The organism is Kushneria pakistanensis, assembly GCF_014652795.1.
Lineage (GTDB): Bacteria > Pseudomonadota > Gammaproteobacteria > Pseudomonadales > Halomonadaceae > Kushneria > Kushneria pakistanensis.
Genome location: NZ_BMZM01000002.1, coordinates 469,628 through 485,021, shown reverse-complemented (window position 1 = coordinate 485,021; position 15,394 = coordinate 469,628). Strand labels below are relative to the sequence as shown.

The 15,394-nt window shown below is 62.0% G+C and carries 14 protein-coding genes; 10 read left to right on the top strand and 4 right to left on the bottom strand.

What is annotated here, in order from left to right; genetic code table 11:
- Positions 1–34 precede the first annotated feature (34 nt).
- The 3 genes from IE123_RS07640 to IE123_RS07630 form a co-directional block, all read right to left on the bottom strand.
- Positions 35–985: a 3-hydroxyacyl-CoA dehydrogenase family protein gene (locus IE123_RS07640; RefSeq protein ID WP_189516777.1), complete on the bottom strand. Its 951-nt coding sequence runs from the start codon at positions 983–985 to the stop codon at positions 35–37.
- A gap of 29 nt (positions 986–1,014) precedes the next feature.
- Positions 1,015–1,983, bottom strand: coding sequence for a sugar phosphate isomerase/epimerase family protein (locus IE123_RS07635; RefSeq protein WP_189516775.1), 969 nt, complete (start codon positions 1,981–1,983; stop codon positions 1,015–1,017).
- Between the two features lie 93 nt (positions 1,984–2,076).
- Positions 2,077–3,468: a GntP family permease gene (locus IE123_RS07630; RefSeq protein ID WP_189516774.1), complete on the bottom strand. Its 1,392-nt coding sequence runs from the start codon at positions 3,466–3,468 to the stop codon at positions 2,077–2,079.
- Positions 3,469–3,696: 228 nt separating this feature from the next.
- On the opposite strand from IE123_RS07630, the gene IE123_RS07625 reads away from it, so the two are divergent.
- The 6 genes from IE123_RS07625 to IE123_RS07600 all read left to right on the top strand — a co-directional run bounded on the left by IE123_RS07625 (position 3,697) and on the right by IE123_RS07600 (position 10,338).
- On the top strand, positions 3,697–4,596 hold the full coding sequence (locus IE123_RS07625; protein WP_308430203.1) for a LysR family transcriptional regulator: 900 nt from the start codon (positions 3,697–3,699) through the stop codon (positions 4,594–4,596).
- Positions 4,597–4,706: 110 nt separating this feature from the next.
- On the top strand, positions 4,707–5,942 hold the full coding sequence (locus IE123_RS07620) for a pyridoxal phosphate-dependent aminotransferase (protein WP_189516769.1): 1,236 nt from the start codon (positions 4,707–4,709) through the stop codon (positions 5,940–5,942).
- 122 nt (positions 5,943–6,064) lie between these two features.
- The gene (locus IE123_RS07615; RefSeq protein WP_189516767.1) at positions 6,065–7,264 is read left to right on the top strand and encodes a multidrug effflux MFS transporter; all 1,200 of its coding nucleotides are present in this window, start codon (positions 6,065–6,067) and stop codon (positions 7,262–7,264) included.
- A gap of 138 nt (positions 7,265–7,402) precedes the next feature.
- On the top strand, positions 7,403–8,458 hold the full coding sequence (locus IE123_RS07610; protein ID WP_189516765.1) for an ABC transporter substrate-binding protein: 1,056 nt from the start codon (positions 7,403–7,405) through the stop codon (positions 8,456–8,458).
- Positions 8,455–9,498, top strand: a complete 1,044-nt coding sequence (locus IE123_RS07605; protein ID WP_189516763.1) for a FecCD family ABC transporter permease — start codon at positions 8,455–8,457, stop codon at positions 9,496–9,498. The genes IE123_RS07610 and IE123_RS07605 overlap by 4 nt, the downstream gene beginning before the upstream one ends.
- A 51-nt stretch (positions 9,499–9,549) precedes the next feature.
- Entirely contained in the window at positions 9,550–10,338 is a 789-nt protein-coding gene (locus IE123_RS07600) for an ABC transporter ATP-binding protein (protein WP_189516761.1), read from the top strand.
- 7 nt (positions 10,339–10,345) lie between these two features.
- Here the strand turns inward: IE123_RS07600 and IE123_RS07595 are convergent, their stop codons facing one another.
- A complete protein-coding gene (locus IE123_RS07595; RefSeq protein WP_189516759.1) occupies positions 10,346–11,023 on the bottom strand; it encodes a GntR family transcriptional regulator in 678 nt (225 codons plus the stop codon).
- Between the two features lie 232 nt (positions 11,024–11,255).
- Between IE123_RS07595 and IE123_RS07590 the strand changes: the two genes are divergently transcribed.
- From IE123_RS07590 to IE123_RS07575, 4 genes are all read left to right on the top strand, one after another.
- Positions 11,256–12,308 (top strand): 4-hydroxythreonine-4-phosphate dehydrogenase PdxA, encoded by a 1,053-nt coding sequence (locus tag IE123_RS07590; protein ID WP_189516757.1) that lies wholly within the window; start codon positions 11,256–11,258, stop codon positions 12,306–12,308.
- Between the two features lie 57 nt (positions 12,309–12,365).
- Positions 12,366–13,343: a TRAP transporter substrate-binding protein gene (locus IE123_RS07585; RefSeq protein ID WP_189516755.1), complete on the top strand. Its 978-nt coding sequence runs from the start codon at positions 12,366–12,368 to the stop codon at positions 13,341–13,343.
- A gap of 115 nt (positions 13,344–13,458) precedes the next feature.
- Positions 13,459–14,013, top strand: a complete 555-nt coding sequence (locus tag IE123_RS07580) for a TRAP transporter small permease (RefSeq protein WP_189516753.1) — start codon at positions 13,459–13,461, stop codon at positions 14,011–14,013.
- Complete coding sequence (locus IE123_RS07575; RefSeq protein ID WP_189516751.1) at positions 14,010–15,302, top strand: TRAP transporter large permease; 1,293 nt, start codon at positions 14,010–14,012, stop codon at positions 15,300–15,302. The genes IE123_RS07580 and IE123_RS07575 overlap by 4 nt, the downstream gene beginning before the upstream one ends.
- Positions 15,303–15,394 lie beyond the last annotated feature (92 nt).

The window sequence follows — 15,394 nt, the reverse complement described above, 5'->3', positions numbered from 1 at the left end:
CGAACGGGCGCCTGCAGGACCTGGGGTCGGGCGATTACTTCATCGGCGGCGGCCCGAGCTCCTTCATCAGCTCCGAGAGCTTCACGTAGGCCCGGTTGCGCCAGGCGATCAGATCCGGGATGCGCTCGGCCGGCACGTCGGTGAAACCGCCGCCGCTCTTGGTGCCCATCTTGCCCTGCTCGATCAGCGAGCTCAGCGCCTCGGGGGTGGCAAAGCGCTCGGGGAAGTCGGTCTGCAGCGACTGATAGCAGAAGTTGTAGACGTCCAGCCCCGCCATGTCGGCGATCGCGAACGGGCCGAAAAACGGCAGACGAAAACCGAACGTGGTGCGCACCAGCGTGTCGATATCCTCGGCGCTGGCCACGCCCTCTTCCAGCAGCTGGGTCGCCTCGTGAAAGAGTGCGTACTGCAGGCGATTGAGTACGAAGCCGGTCACGTCCTTGACGGTGGCGGTTTCCTTGCCGGTCTCGTGAACGATCTCACAGGCGCGCTTGACGACGTCCGGGTCGGTACCTTCATGCGGGATGATCTCCACGCCCGGCACGAACGGCGACGGGTTGGAGAAGTGCACGCCCAGAAAACGCCCGGGGTTGGTGACGGCCTCGGACAGCTTCGCAATCGAGATGGTCGAGGTGTTGGTGGCAATGATGGCATCGGGGCGTGCCGCGGCGCTGACGCGCCTGAAGATGTCATGCTTGATGTCGATCTTCTCGGGCACCGCTTCCTCGATGAAATCGGCATCGCGCACGGCGTCCTCGATCGATTCGGCGACCTTCACCTGACGTTCGATGCGCTCGACGGCATCACTCGGAAACAGACCGTCGGCGACGAATTTGCGGGTCTCCTCGATCAGCCGCTCGCGGTTGGCCTGGGTGACCTCAAGGGATACATCGCTGATCAATACCTCAGCGCCGGCCAGCGCCATGACCTGGGCGATACCGCCGCCCATGTAGCCCGAACCAACAATGGCAATCCTGCGTGTCATGAAACATTACTCCTTTTGATCACGGACCTTCAGCCCTGGCGAACCTGGCTCTTGCCCAGGGCATAGTCTGATGTGCGCGGCAGAATCTTTTCGCGCAGATAGCGCTGGTTGCTGCTGGACACACTCAGGCCATCGCCGCCGTAGTGCTCGGTGCAGATGATGCCCTGAAAGCCGTTGGCCAGTGCGATCTCGAACGCCTTGCGGTAGCTGATCAGACCCGACTCCAGCGGCGCGGGCATGGCCACGTAGTAGTCACGCGCCACGTCCTCATCGCGGATGTAGTTTTTGACATGCCAGTAGTTGGCATACGGCATGGTCTTTTCCATGATCTCGAGCCACGGCTCGATCGGGCGATGCAGACGAATCAGGTTGCCCACGTCCGGGTTGATGCCGACGTTGTCCAGACCGATGTCCTTGACCAGCGCCACCGAGGAGTCGGCGGTGCCCAGATAGGTGTCCTCATACATCTCCAGCGACATCAGAAGGCCCAGCTCATCGGCGTGGCGGCCCAGCTCCTGCAGACGCTTGACGGCCAGATTCCACATGTCGCGATCGGCCTGCGAGTCCTTGTGACCTTCCACGGTCCAGAACCACAGCTGCTTCTGCTGCTCGGGGGTCAGGGCCTGGTGCAGACCAAACGAGACCACGCGACAGCCCAGTGCGGCAGCGGCTTCCAGCGTGCGGTGGCTGTAGGCCAGGTTGTCCTCACCGTGTTCGGCATCGATCACGCTGCGGCGAATGGCCGACACCGACGGCAGGCCAATGCCCACTTCCTTCGCCGCACTACCGAGCGCTTCCAGACGGTCAAGGGAGAGATCCCCCGGCTTGATCCAGCTGTCGAACAGATCGGCGTTGTCAAAGCCTGCATCGCGGACTTCTTCAAACACACCACGCCAGTGCGAAGGGTCGGCATCGTTGACGGCACGGCCCTGGTCATCCACTCCGGCAAACTGCAGCAGGGCGGCCGTGATCGGCCAGTCATCAGCGGTATAGGGCATGGTGAATCTCCTTGTGACGTGCTTTTAAGGGACTTTTATCAGGGCCCGGGGCGTCTACGACTACTGCGGGCCCGCGAAGAGGGACAGGCGGTCTCAGGTCACCAGGGCAAAAAGCGCCCAGACCAGACCAAAGGCCATCAGGGAAATACCGGTCGACATCACGCTCCAGGTCCGCAGCATGGTGCGGGTCTCGACCTGCAGAAACCGTCCGACCAGCCAGAAGCCCGAATCGTTGACGTGGGAGTAGCCGATGGCACCGGCCACGATCGCCGTGGTGATACAGGCCGCCGGCATGCCGGCCAGCGCAGGCTCTGCCAGCACGGCAGGCGCCATGATGCCGGCCGCGGTCGTGCCGGCAACGGTCGCCGAGCCCTGGGCGATACGAATGACCGAGGCGATGAGATAGCCGGCCAGAATCAGGGGCATGCCGATCGCATCAAGGCTTGCCGCCAAGGCGTTGCCGATACCGCTGGCGGTGAGCACCCCGCCGAACATGCCGCCGGCACCGGTAATCAGGATGATGGTGCACACCGGCGCCAGCGCCTGCTCGATGATGTCGTTGATGGCATCCATCGGCGCCTTGCGTCCGCGGCGAAAGATCAAAAGCCACATCGCCACGCAGGTACTGATCAACAGCGCAATCGGGGTCTCGCCGATGACGACGAAGACGTCGAGCAACGCATTGTCTTCCGGCAGGGTACCGGCCGAGATCAGCGTCGAGATGCCGGTGTTCATGAAAATCAGTACCAGCGGCAGCAGCAGGACCAGCAGCACGGTGCCAAAGCTCGGGGGCGGCGCCCCGTCGTCCTCCTCGCCGCCCATCACATCGGGCACCGGTTGATATGGCGTTTTATTGGCAAGGGTCACGGCCAGGCGATAGCCCATCACATACCAGGTCGGCAGCCCGACCAGCAGCCCGACAAACAGCACCAGACCGATATCGGCATGCAGGAACACCGCCGCGGCAACCGGCCCCGGATGGGGCGGCATCAGCGCGTGCATGACCAGTGCAGCGCCCGCCACCGGCAGTCCGTACAACAGTACCGAGCCCTTGAGCTCACGGGCGACGGCAAAGATGATCGGCAGCATCACCACGTAGGCGGCATCCAGAAAGATCGGGAAGCAGAACAGCAGTGCCGCAATCGACAGGCCCAGCGGTGCGCGCTCGCGACCGCAGATGCGAATCAGGGTGTCGGAGAGCACCCGGGCACCGCCGGAGACCGCCACGATGCGCCCCAGCACGGCACCAAAGCCGATCAGCATCGCCACGTTGCCCAGCGTGCGGCCAAACCCGCCGGTCAGGGTCGCGATCAGATCACTGACGCCGATGCCGGTGGCCAGCGCCGTGGCAATACTGACAATGACCAGGGCAAAAAAGGGATGCAGACGGATGCGGATGATCAGCAGCAGCAAAATGGCGATGGCGGCTGCCGAGATCAACAGCAAAAGGGGTGTGGATAAAGCGGCTTCGGGGGCGCTGGGCATAACCGGCTCCGGATCAGACCATGGCGTCCGGGCAGGCCGATGCGCCATTGGTCGCAAAATGCCTTACATCGCTGTAAGTCCAATGACACAGACGATATCTTCCTGCGGTGATAACCGACCAATGCCGGTCATGGCGTCATGCGATGACTATTTTGATATCACTTGCACAACGAGCCGCATGTCATGGGGACTCTGCCTGAAGACTGGTTTTTTCGGTCACGACTAAAGTTGCGTCATCTGCAGCTGTTTGTGGCCCTTGGCGAGCAGGGCAACCTGCATCGCAGCGCCGAAGCGCTGGGTATCAGCCAGCCGGCCGCCTCCCGACTGCTTACCGAACTCGAGGAGCGTCTGGGCACCACGCTCTTTGAGCGTCATGGTCGCGGGCTCTCGCCCAACCTGTATGGCGAGCTGATGATTCGTCGCGCCCGCACCATCCTTGATGAGCTTGAACGCGCCGGGGAGGAGTTCAACGCCATCCGCGCCGGCCATGCCGGGCTGGTCCGGGTCGGCACGGTCATGGAGCCTGCCGTCGCCCTGCTGACCCGCGCCATCGAGCAGATGCATGGCGAACGTCCGGGGCTTCGCATCAACGTGCATGTCGATGTCAGCCGCGCGCTGATTCCCGGGCTCATGGACGGTCATTACGATTTCGTGATCTCGCGCATCCCGGCCGGCTTTTCCGGCGAGCATTTCGTGTTCGAGGAGATTGGCGAAGAGGAGATCTGCTTTATCTGCAGCCGACAGCATCCGCTGGCCGACCAGCCAATGCCGGAGCTGTCTGACATGGTTGACCACCCCTGGGCCCTGCAGCCGCCCGGCACCCTGATGCGCCAGCGCGTTGATGACCTGCTGCGCCATCGCGGCCTGCGACCGCCCCACTGGATCGTCGATACCTCGGATTTGACCACCTCGCTGGCGCTGGTGGATACCTCGTCGTTTCTGACGGTGGCGACTCGGGGCGTGGCCGAGCTGCTGTGCGACCCGCAGCGTTTTCGCATCATCGCCTCCCCGACCCGCCTGAGCGTGCAGCCCTATGGACTGGTCAGCCTGCGCCGCCAGCAGCTTCCACCGGGGGTGGCCGCCATGATGCGGCTGCTGCGCCAGCTGATCCGCCAGCCCGCGAACTGACGTCAGCACAGCGACCCCTGCACCCATTTTCCACACTCTACCGCGCGCGTGGTCGTGCGCGGTCAAAGCCGTTACCCTGATCCCCCGCCCTGCTGACCGGAATGCTGACCATGACCACGCTTGCCCGCCGCCTGAGTACGATTGCCCCCTCGGCGACCATTGAAATTTCGCGCCGCGCCGCCGAGATGCGCCGGGAGGGGCTCGATATCATCTCCCTGTCGCAGGGCGAGCCCGATTTCGACACGCCGGCCCATATTGCCCACGCCGGCAAGCGCGCCATCGATGAGGGCCAGACCCGCTACACCGATGTTGACGGCACCCCCGAGCTCAAGCAGGCGATCGTCGCCAAGTTCGAGCGTGATAACGCCCTGCACTACTCAACCGACCAGATCTCGGTGGGCACCGGCGGCAAGCAGGTGATCTTCAATGCGCTGATGGCGCTGATCGACCCGGATGACGAGGTGATCATCCCGGCGCCGTACTGGGTCTCCTACCCGGACATGGTGCGCCTGACCGGCGGCATGCCGGTCATTGTCGAGTGCGGCGAGGCGCAGCACTTCAGGCTCACGCCCGAGCAGCTTGAAGCGGCCATCACGCCGCAGACGAAATGCCTGATTCTCAACTCGCCCGGCAACCCGACCGGCACCGGCTACCACCGCGAGGAACTCATTGCACTCGGTGAGGTGTTAAAGCGCCACCCGCAGGTGTTCGTGATCAGCGATGACATCTATGAATATCTCGCCTATGACGGCTGGGCGTTTACCACCCTCGCCGCAGTAGTGCCCGAACTGTTCGAGCGCACCCTGACCGTCAATGGGGTCTCCAAGGGCTACGCCATGACCGGCTGGCGCATCGGCTTTGGCGCCGGCCCGAAGGACCTGATCCGTGCCATGGCGATGCTGCAGGGGCAGATGACCACCAACCCGAGTGCCATCTCCCAGGCCGCAGCGGTGGAAGCGCTCAACGCCCCGAAGGACTTTCTGGAAGAACATCTCGAGATCCTGCGTCAGCGCCGCGACATGTGCGCTGCGGCCATCAACGCCATCGACGGGCTGTCGTGTCGTGTGCCGGAAGGGGCGTTTTATCTCTTTGTCAGCTGTCAGGGGCTGATGGGGCGCCGGACACCGGACGGCGAGGTACTCGAACGTGATGTCGATGTGGCCCGCTTTCTGCTGGAAACGGCCCACGTGGCCGTGGTACCGGGCTCGGCCTTTGGGCTGGCGCCCTGGTTTCGAGTGTCCTTTGCCGCCGCCACCGAGCGCCTGGGCGAAGCGTGTGAGCGCATGGCTCATGCCTGTCAGACGCTGACGGCGGCGCCCGTGACCGATCAGACACCGATCGGCTGAGTCCTGTCTGCCGGGTTGCGCCTCCCACGGGGGCCACCCGGTGTTTCGTGCGTTGATAATGCCTCTCACCTGGCCATAATGGCGGCTTCCCTTCATCGACTGTATTCAGGCGACAACGTTTCATGGCATCCAGAACCCCCTCTCATTTCTCGCTGGCCGTGGTGCTGGCGCTGACGGCCGCCATCGGCCCCTTCTCGCTTGACGCCTACCTGCCCGCCTTTCCTGCCATGGCCGAATCACTGGGCGTGTCGATCAGCGACGTCTCCCTGAGCGTGTCGGTCTACATCTTCACGATGTCGATTGGTCAGCTCGTGGGCGGCCCGCTGTCCGATCAGCTCGGGCGCCAGAAGATCATGTTCTCGGGGCTGATCATCTACAGCGTGGCGAGTCTTCTGATCTGGCAGAGCGAGCAGCTTGAGAGCGTGCTGGCCTTACGTGCCCTGCAGGCCTTTGGCGCCGGCTGGACGCTGGTATCCGTGCCGGCGCTGGTACGCGATCGTGTTCAGGGCGTGGAAGCGGCGCGTCTTTTCAGCCTGATCGGGCTGATCATGGTGGTGGCCCCGGGCATTGCGCCGACCGTGGGCGGGGCGCTGCTGACCCTGGGCGGCTGGTCGTTCATCTTCCTGTTTCTGGCGCTCTATGCCCTGCTGGTCATTCCACTGCTGAAGATCGTGGCCTTCAAGGACACCGGCAAGGCAGCCCCGACTCGTGCGCCGGGACCGAAGGTGAGCATTTTCAAGCGCTACGCCCAGGTGCTGGCCACTCGCCAGGCGCTGCCCTTTCTGTTCTGGCAGGCGGCGTCGTTTTCGGTGCTGATGATCTTTGTCACCCACGCCTCCTTTATCTATCAGACCCACTTTGGTGCCAATGAGCACACCTTTGGCCTGCTGTTCGGCGCCAACGTGATCGTCATGCTGCTGGCCAATCTCACCAATCGCTCGCTGCTCGAGCGCTTTGGCTCGCGTCGTATCCTGCGTGCGGCGACCTGTATCCAGGCCGCCTCCATTGCTGCGCTGTTGCTGGCGAGTCTCTTCGATGCGCCGCTCTATCTCTTTTTGCCGGCCATGGTGATGAGCATCGGCATGGTCGGGGCGATTGCGCCCAACATCCAGGCCTCATTCATCGAGTACTTCGGGGTCAACAGCGGCACGGCCGCCGCGCTGCTGGGCGCCTCGCAGTTCGGCATCGCCGGCATTGTCAGCGCGCTGTCCTCACGCCTGCCGGCCTCGGTCACGGCCGTAGTGCTGGCAATGGCGGCCTGCTCGGCGGTGTCTCTCTGGATGCTGATGCTGTCACTGCGCCAGGAGCGCGCCCGGACCTGAGCCTCATGTTCCAAACAACAGGGCCTGATCGGCCTGCATGAATGACGCCACATGCCCGACTGAATCCTGCTCGCTTTTGTCGCCGGGGTTCGTCGGGTATGTTCATGCCTTTTCACCACCTGTTCACCGGACCCCCTGATGCCCCCTGCTCTTCTGCGCTCCGCGGCCTGCTCGTTATTGCTCCTGGTGCCTGCCCTGCAGGTACAGGCCGCCGATAACGATGGCCACTATCCCCTCACGCTGGACAACTGCGGCACGCAGATCCGTATTGACGCCCCACCGCAGCGGGCGGTCAGCATCGGCCAGAACACTACCGAGATCCTGCTCTCGCTGGGGCTGGCTGATCGCATGGCCGCCAGCGCCGTCTGGATCGGTGAGGTGCCGGACGCGCTCAGGGCCGACAACGACCGCGTGCCCCGGCTTTCCAGCACTGTCCCGGGGTTTGAGAGCGTCCTGGGCAAACGCCCCGACCTGGTAGCGGCGCAGTTTGAAAACGACGTCGGCCCCCAGGGGCGCATCGCCAGTCGCGAGCAGTTTGCCTCGCTTGGCGTGCCCACCTATCTCTCTCCGACCGACTGCGTGGGGCGTGTCTACGGCGGCGACACCAACCAGGACGGCGCCCGCACAAGAGCGTTTGACATGACGCTGGTGCATCGCGAAATCCGTGAGCTGGCCGAGATCTTCAACGTGCCCGAGCGTGGCGCCGCGCTGGTCGAATCATTGCAAGCGCGCGAAGCAGATGCCGTGGCCGCCTCCGCCGGCACACCGCCGGATCTGTCCATGGTGTGGTGGTTTTCCAGCGCCGAGCTCTCGGGGGATGCCTGGGTGGCCGGGGAACTCGGTGCGCCGGGCTACATCATGAAAAGGCTGGGCGCGCACAACATCATCAAAAGCAATGAGGAGTGGCCGGCGGTGAGCTGGGAGCGCATCGCCGCCCTGGACCCGGACGTGATCGTGCTGGGGGAGATGGCGCGACGTAACTTCCCGGCCGACGACATCAATCAAAAGATCGACTTTCTCGAGCATGATCCGGTCACACGTGAGATGAGCGCCGTGAAACATCGCCGGTTTATCGTGCTGGATGCCCAGGCGATGAACCCGACGCTGCGCACCCTCGAGGGTCTGGAAATCGTGGCCAAGGGCCTGAATGCACTGGGGCTGACCGGTAAGCGTTTGCCGGACGAGGCCCCATGAGCCTGACGGCCCCCGGCACCCGACATCGTCAGGGACTGCATCTGGGGCTGATCGTGCTGGCGCTGGCAGTGCTGACGCTTGCGATGGCGCTGGCGGTGTCGATCGGCGAGATTCATATTCCACTGGCCACGACCTTCAAGGCGCTGGGTAATGCACTGGGGGTGAGTGACTACCCGCTGGATCGCATCCACGAAAGCATCATCCGCGAGTATCGCCTGAGCCGGGCCCTGGTGGCGGCCTGCTGCGGCGCGGGGCTGGCGCTGTGTGGCGCCATTTTGCAGGCACTGCTGCGCAACCCGCTGGCCGAACCCTATGTACTGGGTATCTCGGCAGGCGCCTCAACCGGCGCGGTGTGCATCATGGTGCTCGGCGTGGGCGGTGGCGTCATTGGTCTTTCACTGGGCGCCTTTCTGGGCGCGCTGGGGGCATTTGCCGTGGTGCTGGCGCTGTCACGCGGCGCCTCCACCAGCCCCAACCGCATCATTCTGGCCGGCGTTGCCGGCTCGCAGCTGTTCAATGCGCTCACCGCCTGGGTGATCAGCACCTCAGCCAGCGCCGAGCAAGTGCGCGGTATCATGTTCTGGCTGCTGGGCAATCTGGGCGGCGTGCGCTGGCCGGATGTCACCCTGGCGCTGGCCGTGGTCATTCCGGGCTTTGTGATCTGCCTGCTCTTTGCCCGGGCGCTGGACGCCTTTACCTTCGGTCAGGACGCTGCGGCGGCACTGGGCATCCCGGTCGGCGCCGTGCGCCTGATCCTGTTTGCCGTCACCGCGCTGATGACCGCCACCATGGTCAGCATGGTCGGCGCCATCGGCTTCGTCGGCCTGGTAATTCCTCACGCCGCCCGTTTTATCGTCGGGCCGGCGCATGTGCGTCTGCTGCCGGCATCATTACTGATCGGCGCCATTTTCATGGTGCTGGCCGACATTGTTTCGCGCGTGATCCTGCCCAACCAGAGCCTGCCCATTGGCGTGGTCACTGCGCTGGTCGGCGCGCCGGTGTTTGCCATGATCCTTTACCGCGCCAAGCCGCCCCTGTGATGACAGCGATCACTCACTTACTCACTGCTCACTCACCCGGAGAGGCATGAGATGTCGATACAGGCACACGGGGTGAGCTGGTCCACGGCCGGCCGCCTGATTGTCGATGACGTGAGCCTTGCCATCACGCCCGGCGAGACCGTTGGACTGCTCGGCCCCAACGGCTCGGGCAAGTCTTCCCTGCTGCGTCTCCTGTGTGGCCTGCGCCGCACCACCGGCGGGCTGATTACCTTCGACGACACGCCGATCGAGACGCTGGGACGACGCGACGTGGCGCGCCGACTGGCGCTGGTCGAGCAAAGCGCAACCACCGATGCCGATGTCACCGTACTCGATGTGGTCCGGCTGGGCCGCACGCCATGGCGTTCGATGCTCAGCGGCTGGCGTGAGGAGGACAGTGTCGCCGTCGAGCAGGCGCTTGCCCAGGTCGGCATGGGGGCACGACGCCATCAGAACTGGCACACCCTCTCCGGCGGCGAACGCCAGCGCGTCCATATTGCCCGGGCGCTCGCCCAGCGTCCGCGGGAGCTGTTGCTGGATGAGCCCACCAATCATCTGGACATTCAGCACCAGCTGGAGATTCTGGCCCTGGTCCGACGGCTCTCCACCACCTGCGTGATGGCACTGCATGATCTCAACCTGGCCGCCATGTTCTGTGATCAGCTGGTGCTGCTGAAGGAAGGTCGCGTAGCCGCCGCCGGTACGCCCGAGTCCGTTCTGACCTGCGAGCGCATTCGCGATGTCTATGGGGTGGAAACCGTGATCGAACGCTCACCGCATCACGGCTGCCTGCACGTACATTACCTGCCGCAGAAAAGCCCTGTTGGGATGTCCGATTGAAAAGAGGCTATACGATGTCCCTGACCCGCTCCCAGGCATAGCCCAGATGTTCTCCCAACGCCTTAACCAGCGCCTTTTCGTCACGATGCTCCAGCGCAGTCATGATGCGCTCGTGTTCCTCGACAGCGGCCGCCCACTTCTCGGGACCATTGTGTCCAATGAAACGCACGCGCTTGAGCCGTGATTGCAGTGAATCATGCATCTGGATGAGCGGCTCATTGTGAGAAAGAGCCACCATCGCCGAGTGAATCAGCTGATTGTTCTTGTAATACGCCAGCCGGTCTCCCTGTTGATAGCACGTCAGCATGCGTTCGTGCAGCTGACGTACCTCGGCGATCTCTTCATCATCTGCGCGTTGACAGCCCAGTCGGGCCGCCAACTCTTCAAGAGAGCGGATAAGGATCAGCATGTCCTCGATATCGCGTGCCGAAAACTGACGCACGCGCGCACCGCGCTGTGGCACCAGCTCTACCAGCCCTTCACTGGCCAGAAAGCGCAGCGCCTCACGTAATGGCGTGCGCGAGACACCCAGCGTTTCACACAGCGGGCCTTCATATATACGCGCCCCCTGCTCAAGCTCTCCTTCAATGATCATATCGCGCAGGCGCCCGACAATGGCGTCATGCAGTGAAGGACGTGAAATGGCACTCGTCGCGCCATCACGTGGCATTGGTATCTCTTTCATGAGTCTCACTTGCTGAAATGGGCAGAATGCAGGCCCTTTGACATCAATGCATGGCAGATATCCATGGTCATGCTCTGCCATGAGCGTAAGCGGTGTCGCCTTTTCATGTGCCTGGACCTATGGCCAGGACGATCAGATGCATTTCAAGACCAACGTATAATGTATACATTATTCATTCGGGCGCACGCTCACCGTCAAGCAGGATTTTCTTTCGTAAACGGTGAGACATGCCATGACAACCAGCACCCCTTCTTCTGAAACCTATCGTCCACTGATAGCTCTTGCGATGGGCGACCCGGCCGGTATCAGCCCCGAGCTGACGGCTCGACTGGCGGCTGATAACGCCGTCAATACCGCAGCAAGACTGGTCATCATCGGTGATCGGCGCCTGTTCGATGAAGGCGCGCGCACTGCAGGACTGTCCCCCGAGCTCGGCACTACCACCCTTGAAGCACTGAAGGACAACGCGCCGGAGCAGGCCGCTTTTATAGACCTTGGCCACCTGTCCCCTGACGACATCGAACGCGGCGTACCGTCGCTGGAAGGCGGTACCTTCTGTTCGCGCAATTTCAACGAGGCGCTGACGCTGGCCAGCGAGGGTAACGTTGAGGCGGTCTGCTTTACCCCCTTCAACAAGCAGGCGATGCGCTACGCCAATCCTGACTATGACGATGAGATTCGCTTTGTGGCCCGTGCCATCGGTTTCAGCGGCAAGGCGCGTGAATTCAATATTTTGGACAACATCTGGAACGCTCGGGTGACCTCGCATATTCCGCTGTCGCAGGTGGCGTCGTCGCTCAACGAGGAGGCCATTCTCGAAGAGATCACTCTAACCCTGCAGTGCCTTGAGCAGGCCGGTATCGAGACACCGCGGATTGCGGTGGCCGGTCTGAATCCACACGCCGGCGACGGTGGCAATTTCGGTCAGGAAGAGATCGACATTATTGCCCCGGCAGTGGCACGAGCGCGCGATAACGGCTGGCAGGTCGAGGGGCCCTTTCCGGCAGATACGGTCTTTCTGCGCGCGCCGCGCGAGGGCTATCACGCGGTGCTGACCATGTACCACGACCAGGGCCAGATCGCGATGAAGCTGATGGGCTTTGACAGCGGCGTCACCATGTTGGGTGGCTTTCCCTTCCCCGTTTGCACCCCGGCCCACGGTACGGCCTATGACATTGCCGGCCGTGGTATCGCCGATATTGGCGCCTCACGTCAGGCACTGCTGCTGGCCGCGAAAATGGCAACACGCGCACGCAACGCCCGATCGCTTGTAACACACGCCTGACCCTAACGCCCTGCTGGGCGTCCTGCTCGAAGGAGTAACATCATGAAATGCTTTCGGATGACCCCTCTGATCATGGCCACACTGGCCAGTTGCCTCATGGCTGCCCCCGGCATGGCCCTGGCCGAGAAGATCACCATCGCCATCGGCGGCTCGGGCCAGAGCCTGCAGGGCCAGACGGCCAAACGCTTTGCCGATGGCCTGCAGGAACGTTTGGGTGATGACTATCAGGTCGAGTATTACGACAGCGGCCAGCTGGGTGATGAAAAACAGCTGGTGCAGAAACTGCGCCTGAAAACCGTGGACATGGCGGCCATTTCAACCGTGATGTCCTCGGTCGTCCCCGCCTTTGCCCTGTTCGATCTGCCGTATCTGATCAACGATCGTCAGCAGATGCAGAGCATCAATGACGAGCTGGTCATGACCGAGCTGGCCGAACGTGCTCGCAAGCGCGGGCTGGTACCTGTTTCTACCTGGGAAAACGGTTTTCGCCAGATCACCAACAACCGTCGTGCGATCAACACCCCGGCCGATCTCAAGGGTCTCAAGATCCGCGTACCGCCGAGCGAATGGCGCAGCATGATGTTCACCCAGTGGGGTGCGAATCCCACACCAATGGCCTTTTCCGAGGTCTTCGTAGGCCTGCAGACCGGGGTTATCGATGGTCAGGAAAACCCGCTGACCAACATCTACGGCGCTCGCCTTCATGAGGTACAGAACTACCTGTCGATGACCAATCACGTCTACTCGCCCATATGGCTGATGACCGGCCTTCAATGGTGGGACAAACAGCCCGAGGAAGTACGTCAGGCCATTCAGGAAGAGGCGCAGGACGCACAGCGGTGGGCATTCAAGCGCGGTCAGGAGATGGATGAAGAGCTGCTCGAGCGCTTTGAAGCAGAAGGTATTCGCATCAACGAGGTAGATCGCGAGGCATTCATCGATGCCAGCCAACCAGTCTATGAACGCTTTGCCAGTCAGGTAGAGGGCGGCGAATCCCTGATCGATCGGGCACGTGGCGCTGAAGGCCAGCAATAACAGGTGACGCACAACGATAAGGGAGTACGTTATGGCGCACATACATTCACAGCAGATGCCACCCCATGCGCGACCGAAAGATTCGTCCTCGACGCACGCCATCAAAGAACGCAGCGTGGGCCATTTGCTGAAAACGGCACTGGAAAGAGCGCTGGAAATTTTCAGCGTCGGGCTTTTGCTGGCACTGACGGTTGTGGTGCTGATGGGGGTGTTCTATCGCACGCTCGGCTGGCCGCTGCCCTGGTACGACGAAGTCGCGGCCATCGGGCTTTGCTGGCTAAGCTTTTACGGGGCGGCGCTGGCCGCTCTCAAACGCGCTCACATGGGCTTTTCGGGACTGGTCAAAAAGATGCCGGTGCCGCTTCGTGCCACGCTGTTCGTGTTTTCGGAAATCATCGTGATCGCCTTTTACGCCATCATTGCCTGGTATGGCTATCTGGTGCTGCCGGTAGTGGGCTGGGACACGATGGTATCACTGCCCTCCGTCACCATGGACGTGGTGCAGTCGGTCATCCCCATCAGCGCGGTGCTTTTCATCATCTGCGAACTGGCCAGCATGCCGCAGGCCTGGCGTAACATGCGGCAAAATCGTGACAGCGAGCAGGAAGAGATCGATGCGGCGATTCATGAAGCGCAGGTCAATCACGCCAGGTACGGGAGAAGCTCATGAATATGCTGGTTGTGATCCCCGCCTTGTTCGCGCTGGTGCTGATCAATGTTCCCATCGCCGTGGCCATCGGCGTGGTCGCTGTGGTGGGCATTATTGTCGCTCAGGGGTTTGACTCACTGGTCAACGTGCCGCTGGCACTGTTTACCGGAGCGACCAGCTTTCCGCTGGTGGCCATTCCGCTGTTCATCCTGGCCGGGGCCCTGATGAATACTACCGGGCTGTCCAAACGGCTGATCAACTTCGTCTCGGCCCTGATCGGTTTTGTGCGCGGCGGCCTTGCCATGGTCAACGTGGGCGTATCGATGTTTTTTGCCGAAATCTCGGGCTCGGCCGTGGCCGATGTGGCCGCCACCGGCTCGATTCTGATTCCGGAGATGAAAAAGCGCCGCTACAACGCCAACTTTGCTGCGGCCATCACCTCCTCATCGGCATCGCTTGCCATTATTATCCCGCCATCGCTGTCGATGATCCTGTACGGCGCTATCGCTGAAACTTCCATTATCAAGCTGTTCGTGGCCGGCATCGTGCCGGGCATTCTGGGTGGCGTACTGCTGGCAGGCTGCTGCTATTACTACGCGGTCAAATACAATTTGCCGCGCGAGGAAAGTTTTTCACTGTCACGCCTGGGCAAGGCATTCCGGGAGGCCTTCTGGGCGCTGCTTTTGCCGGTAGTGATTCTGGGCAGTATCTTCAGCGGTTTCGTGACAGCTACGGAAGGGGCCGGTATTGCGGTGCTGGCCGCGCTGGTCATCGGCGGCTGTATCTATCGCGAATTCGATCTGAAGCTTTTGTACCGTGCCGTGCTAGATGGCGTGGTGCAGACCGCTGTGGTCATGCTGCTGGTGGCCACTTCCGCCATTCTGGGGGTCTATCTCACCGAAATGCAGATCCCGCAGCAGCTGGCCCGGGGCATTCTGGATATTACACAGAATCCCATTCTGGTACTGGCACTCTTGAATATTCTGCTGCTGATACTGGGCATGTTCCTGCATGGCGCAGCCGCCATCATTCTGGTGGTGCCGATCGTAATGCCGCTGATCCATCAGATCGGTGTTGATCCCATCCAGTTCGGGCTGATTCTGACGCTCAATCTGGCCATCGGTCAGCAGACACCGCCGGTCGCCTCGGTACTGGCAACCTCCTGCTCGATTGCCAAAACCGACATGTGGCAGACCACCAGGGTCAACCTGCCAATGATTGGCGCACTCTTCGTACTACTGATGATCGTGACCTACATGCCGTTCATGACTCTGGGCGTCGTGGAATGGTTCTACCCCTCAGCCAATTGATACAAAAACATCCTGTCGATAAAACGCCCTGTCGGTACACCGGCAGGGCGTTTTCAGCCATTGAAGGCCTCAAAAACACCAGGACCATAAAA

What these genes read in the sequence shown, in the direction of transcription:
- IE123_RS07595 (WP_189516759.1), bottom strand. Translation starts at nt 11,023, where the DNA reads ATGAAAGAGATACCAATGCCACGTGATGGCGCGACGAGTGCCATTTCA.
- IE123_RS07640 (WP_189516777.1), bottom strand. Translation starts at nt 985, where the DNA reads ATGACACGCAGGATTGCCATTGTTGGTTCGGGCTACATGGGCGGCGGT.
- IE123_RS07610 (WP_189516765.1), top strand. Translation starts at nt 7,403, where the DNA reads ATGCCCCCTGCTCTTCTGCGCTCCGCGGCCTGCTCGTTATTGCTCCTG.
- IE123_RS07605 (WP_189516763.1), top strand. Translation starts at nt 8,455, where the DNA reads ATGAGCCTGACGGCCCCCGGCACCCGACATCGTCAGGGACTGCATCTG.
- IE123_RS07600 (WP_189516761.1), top strand. Translation starts at nt 9,550, where the DNA reads ATGTCGATACAGGCACACGGGGTGAGCTGGTCCACGGCCGGCCGCCTG.
- IE123_RS07615 (WP_189516767.1), top strand. Translation starts at nt 6,065, where the DNA reads ATGGCATCCAGAACCCCCTCTCATTTCTCGCTGGCCGTGGTGCTGGCG.
- IE123_RS07575 (WP_189516751.1), top strand. Translation starts at nt 14,010, where the DNA reads ATGAATATGCTGGTTGTGATCCCCGCCTTGTTCGCGCTGGTGCTGATC.
- IE123_RS07590 (WP_189516757.1), top strand. Translation starts at nt 11,256, where the DNA reads ATGACAACCAGCACCCCTTCTTCTGAAACCTATCGTCCACTGATAGCT.
- IE123_RS07585 (WP_189516755.1), top strand. Translation starts at nt 12,366, where the DNA reads ATGACCCCTCTGATCATGGCCACACTGGCCAGTTGCCTCATGGCTGCC.
- IE123_RS07630 (WP_189516774.1), bottom strand. Translation starts at nt 3,468, where the DNA reads ATGCCCAGCGCCCCCGAAGCCGCTTTATCCACACCCCTTTTGCTGTTG.
- IE123_RS07635 (WP_189516775.1), bottom strand. Translation starts at nt 1,983, where the DNA reads ATGCCCTATACCGCTGATGACTGGCCGATCACGGCCGCCCTGCTGCAG.
- IE123_RS07620 (WP_189516769.1), top strand. Translation starts at nt 4,707, where the DNA reads ATGACCACGCTTGCCCGCCGCCTGAGTACGATTGCCCCCTCGGCGACC.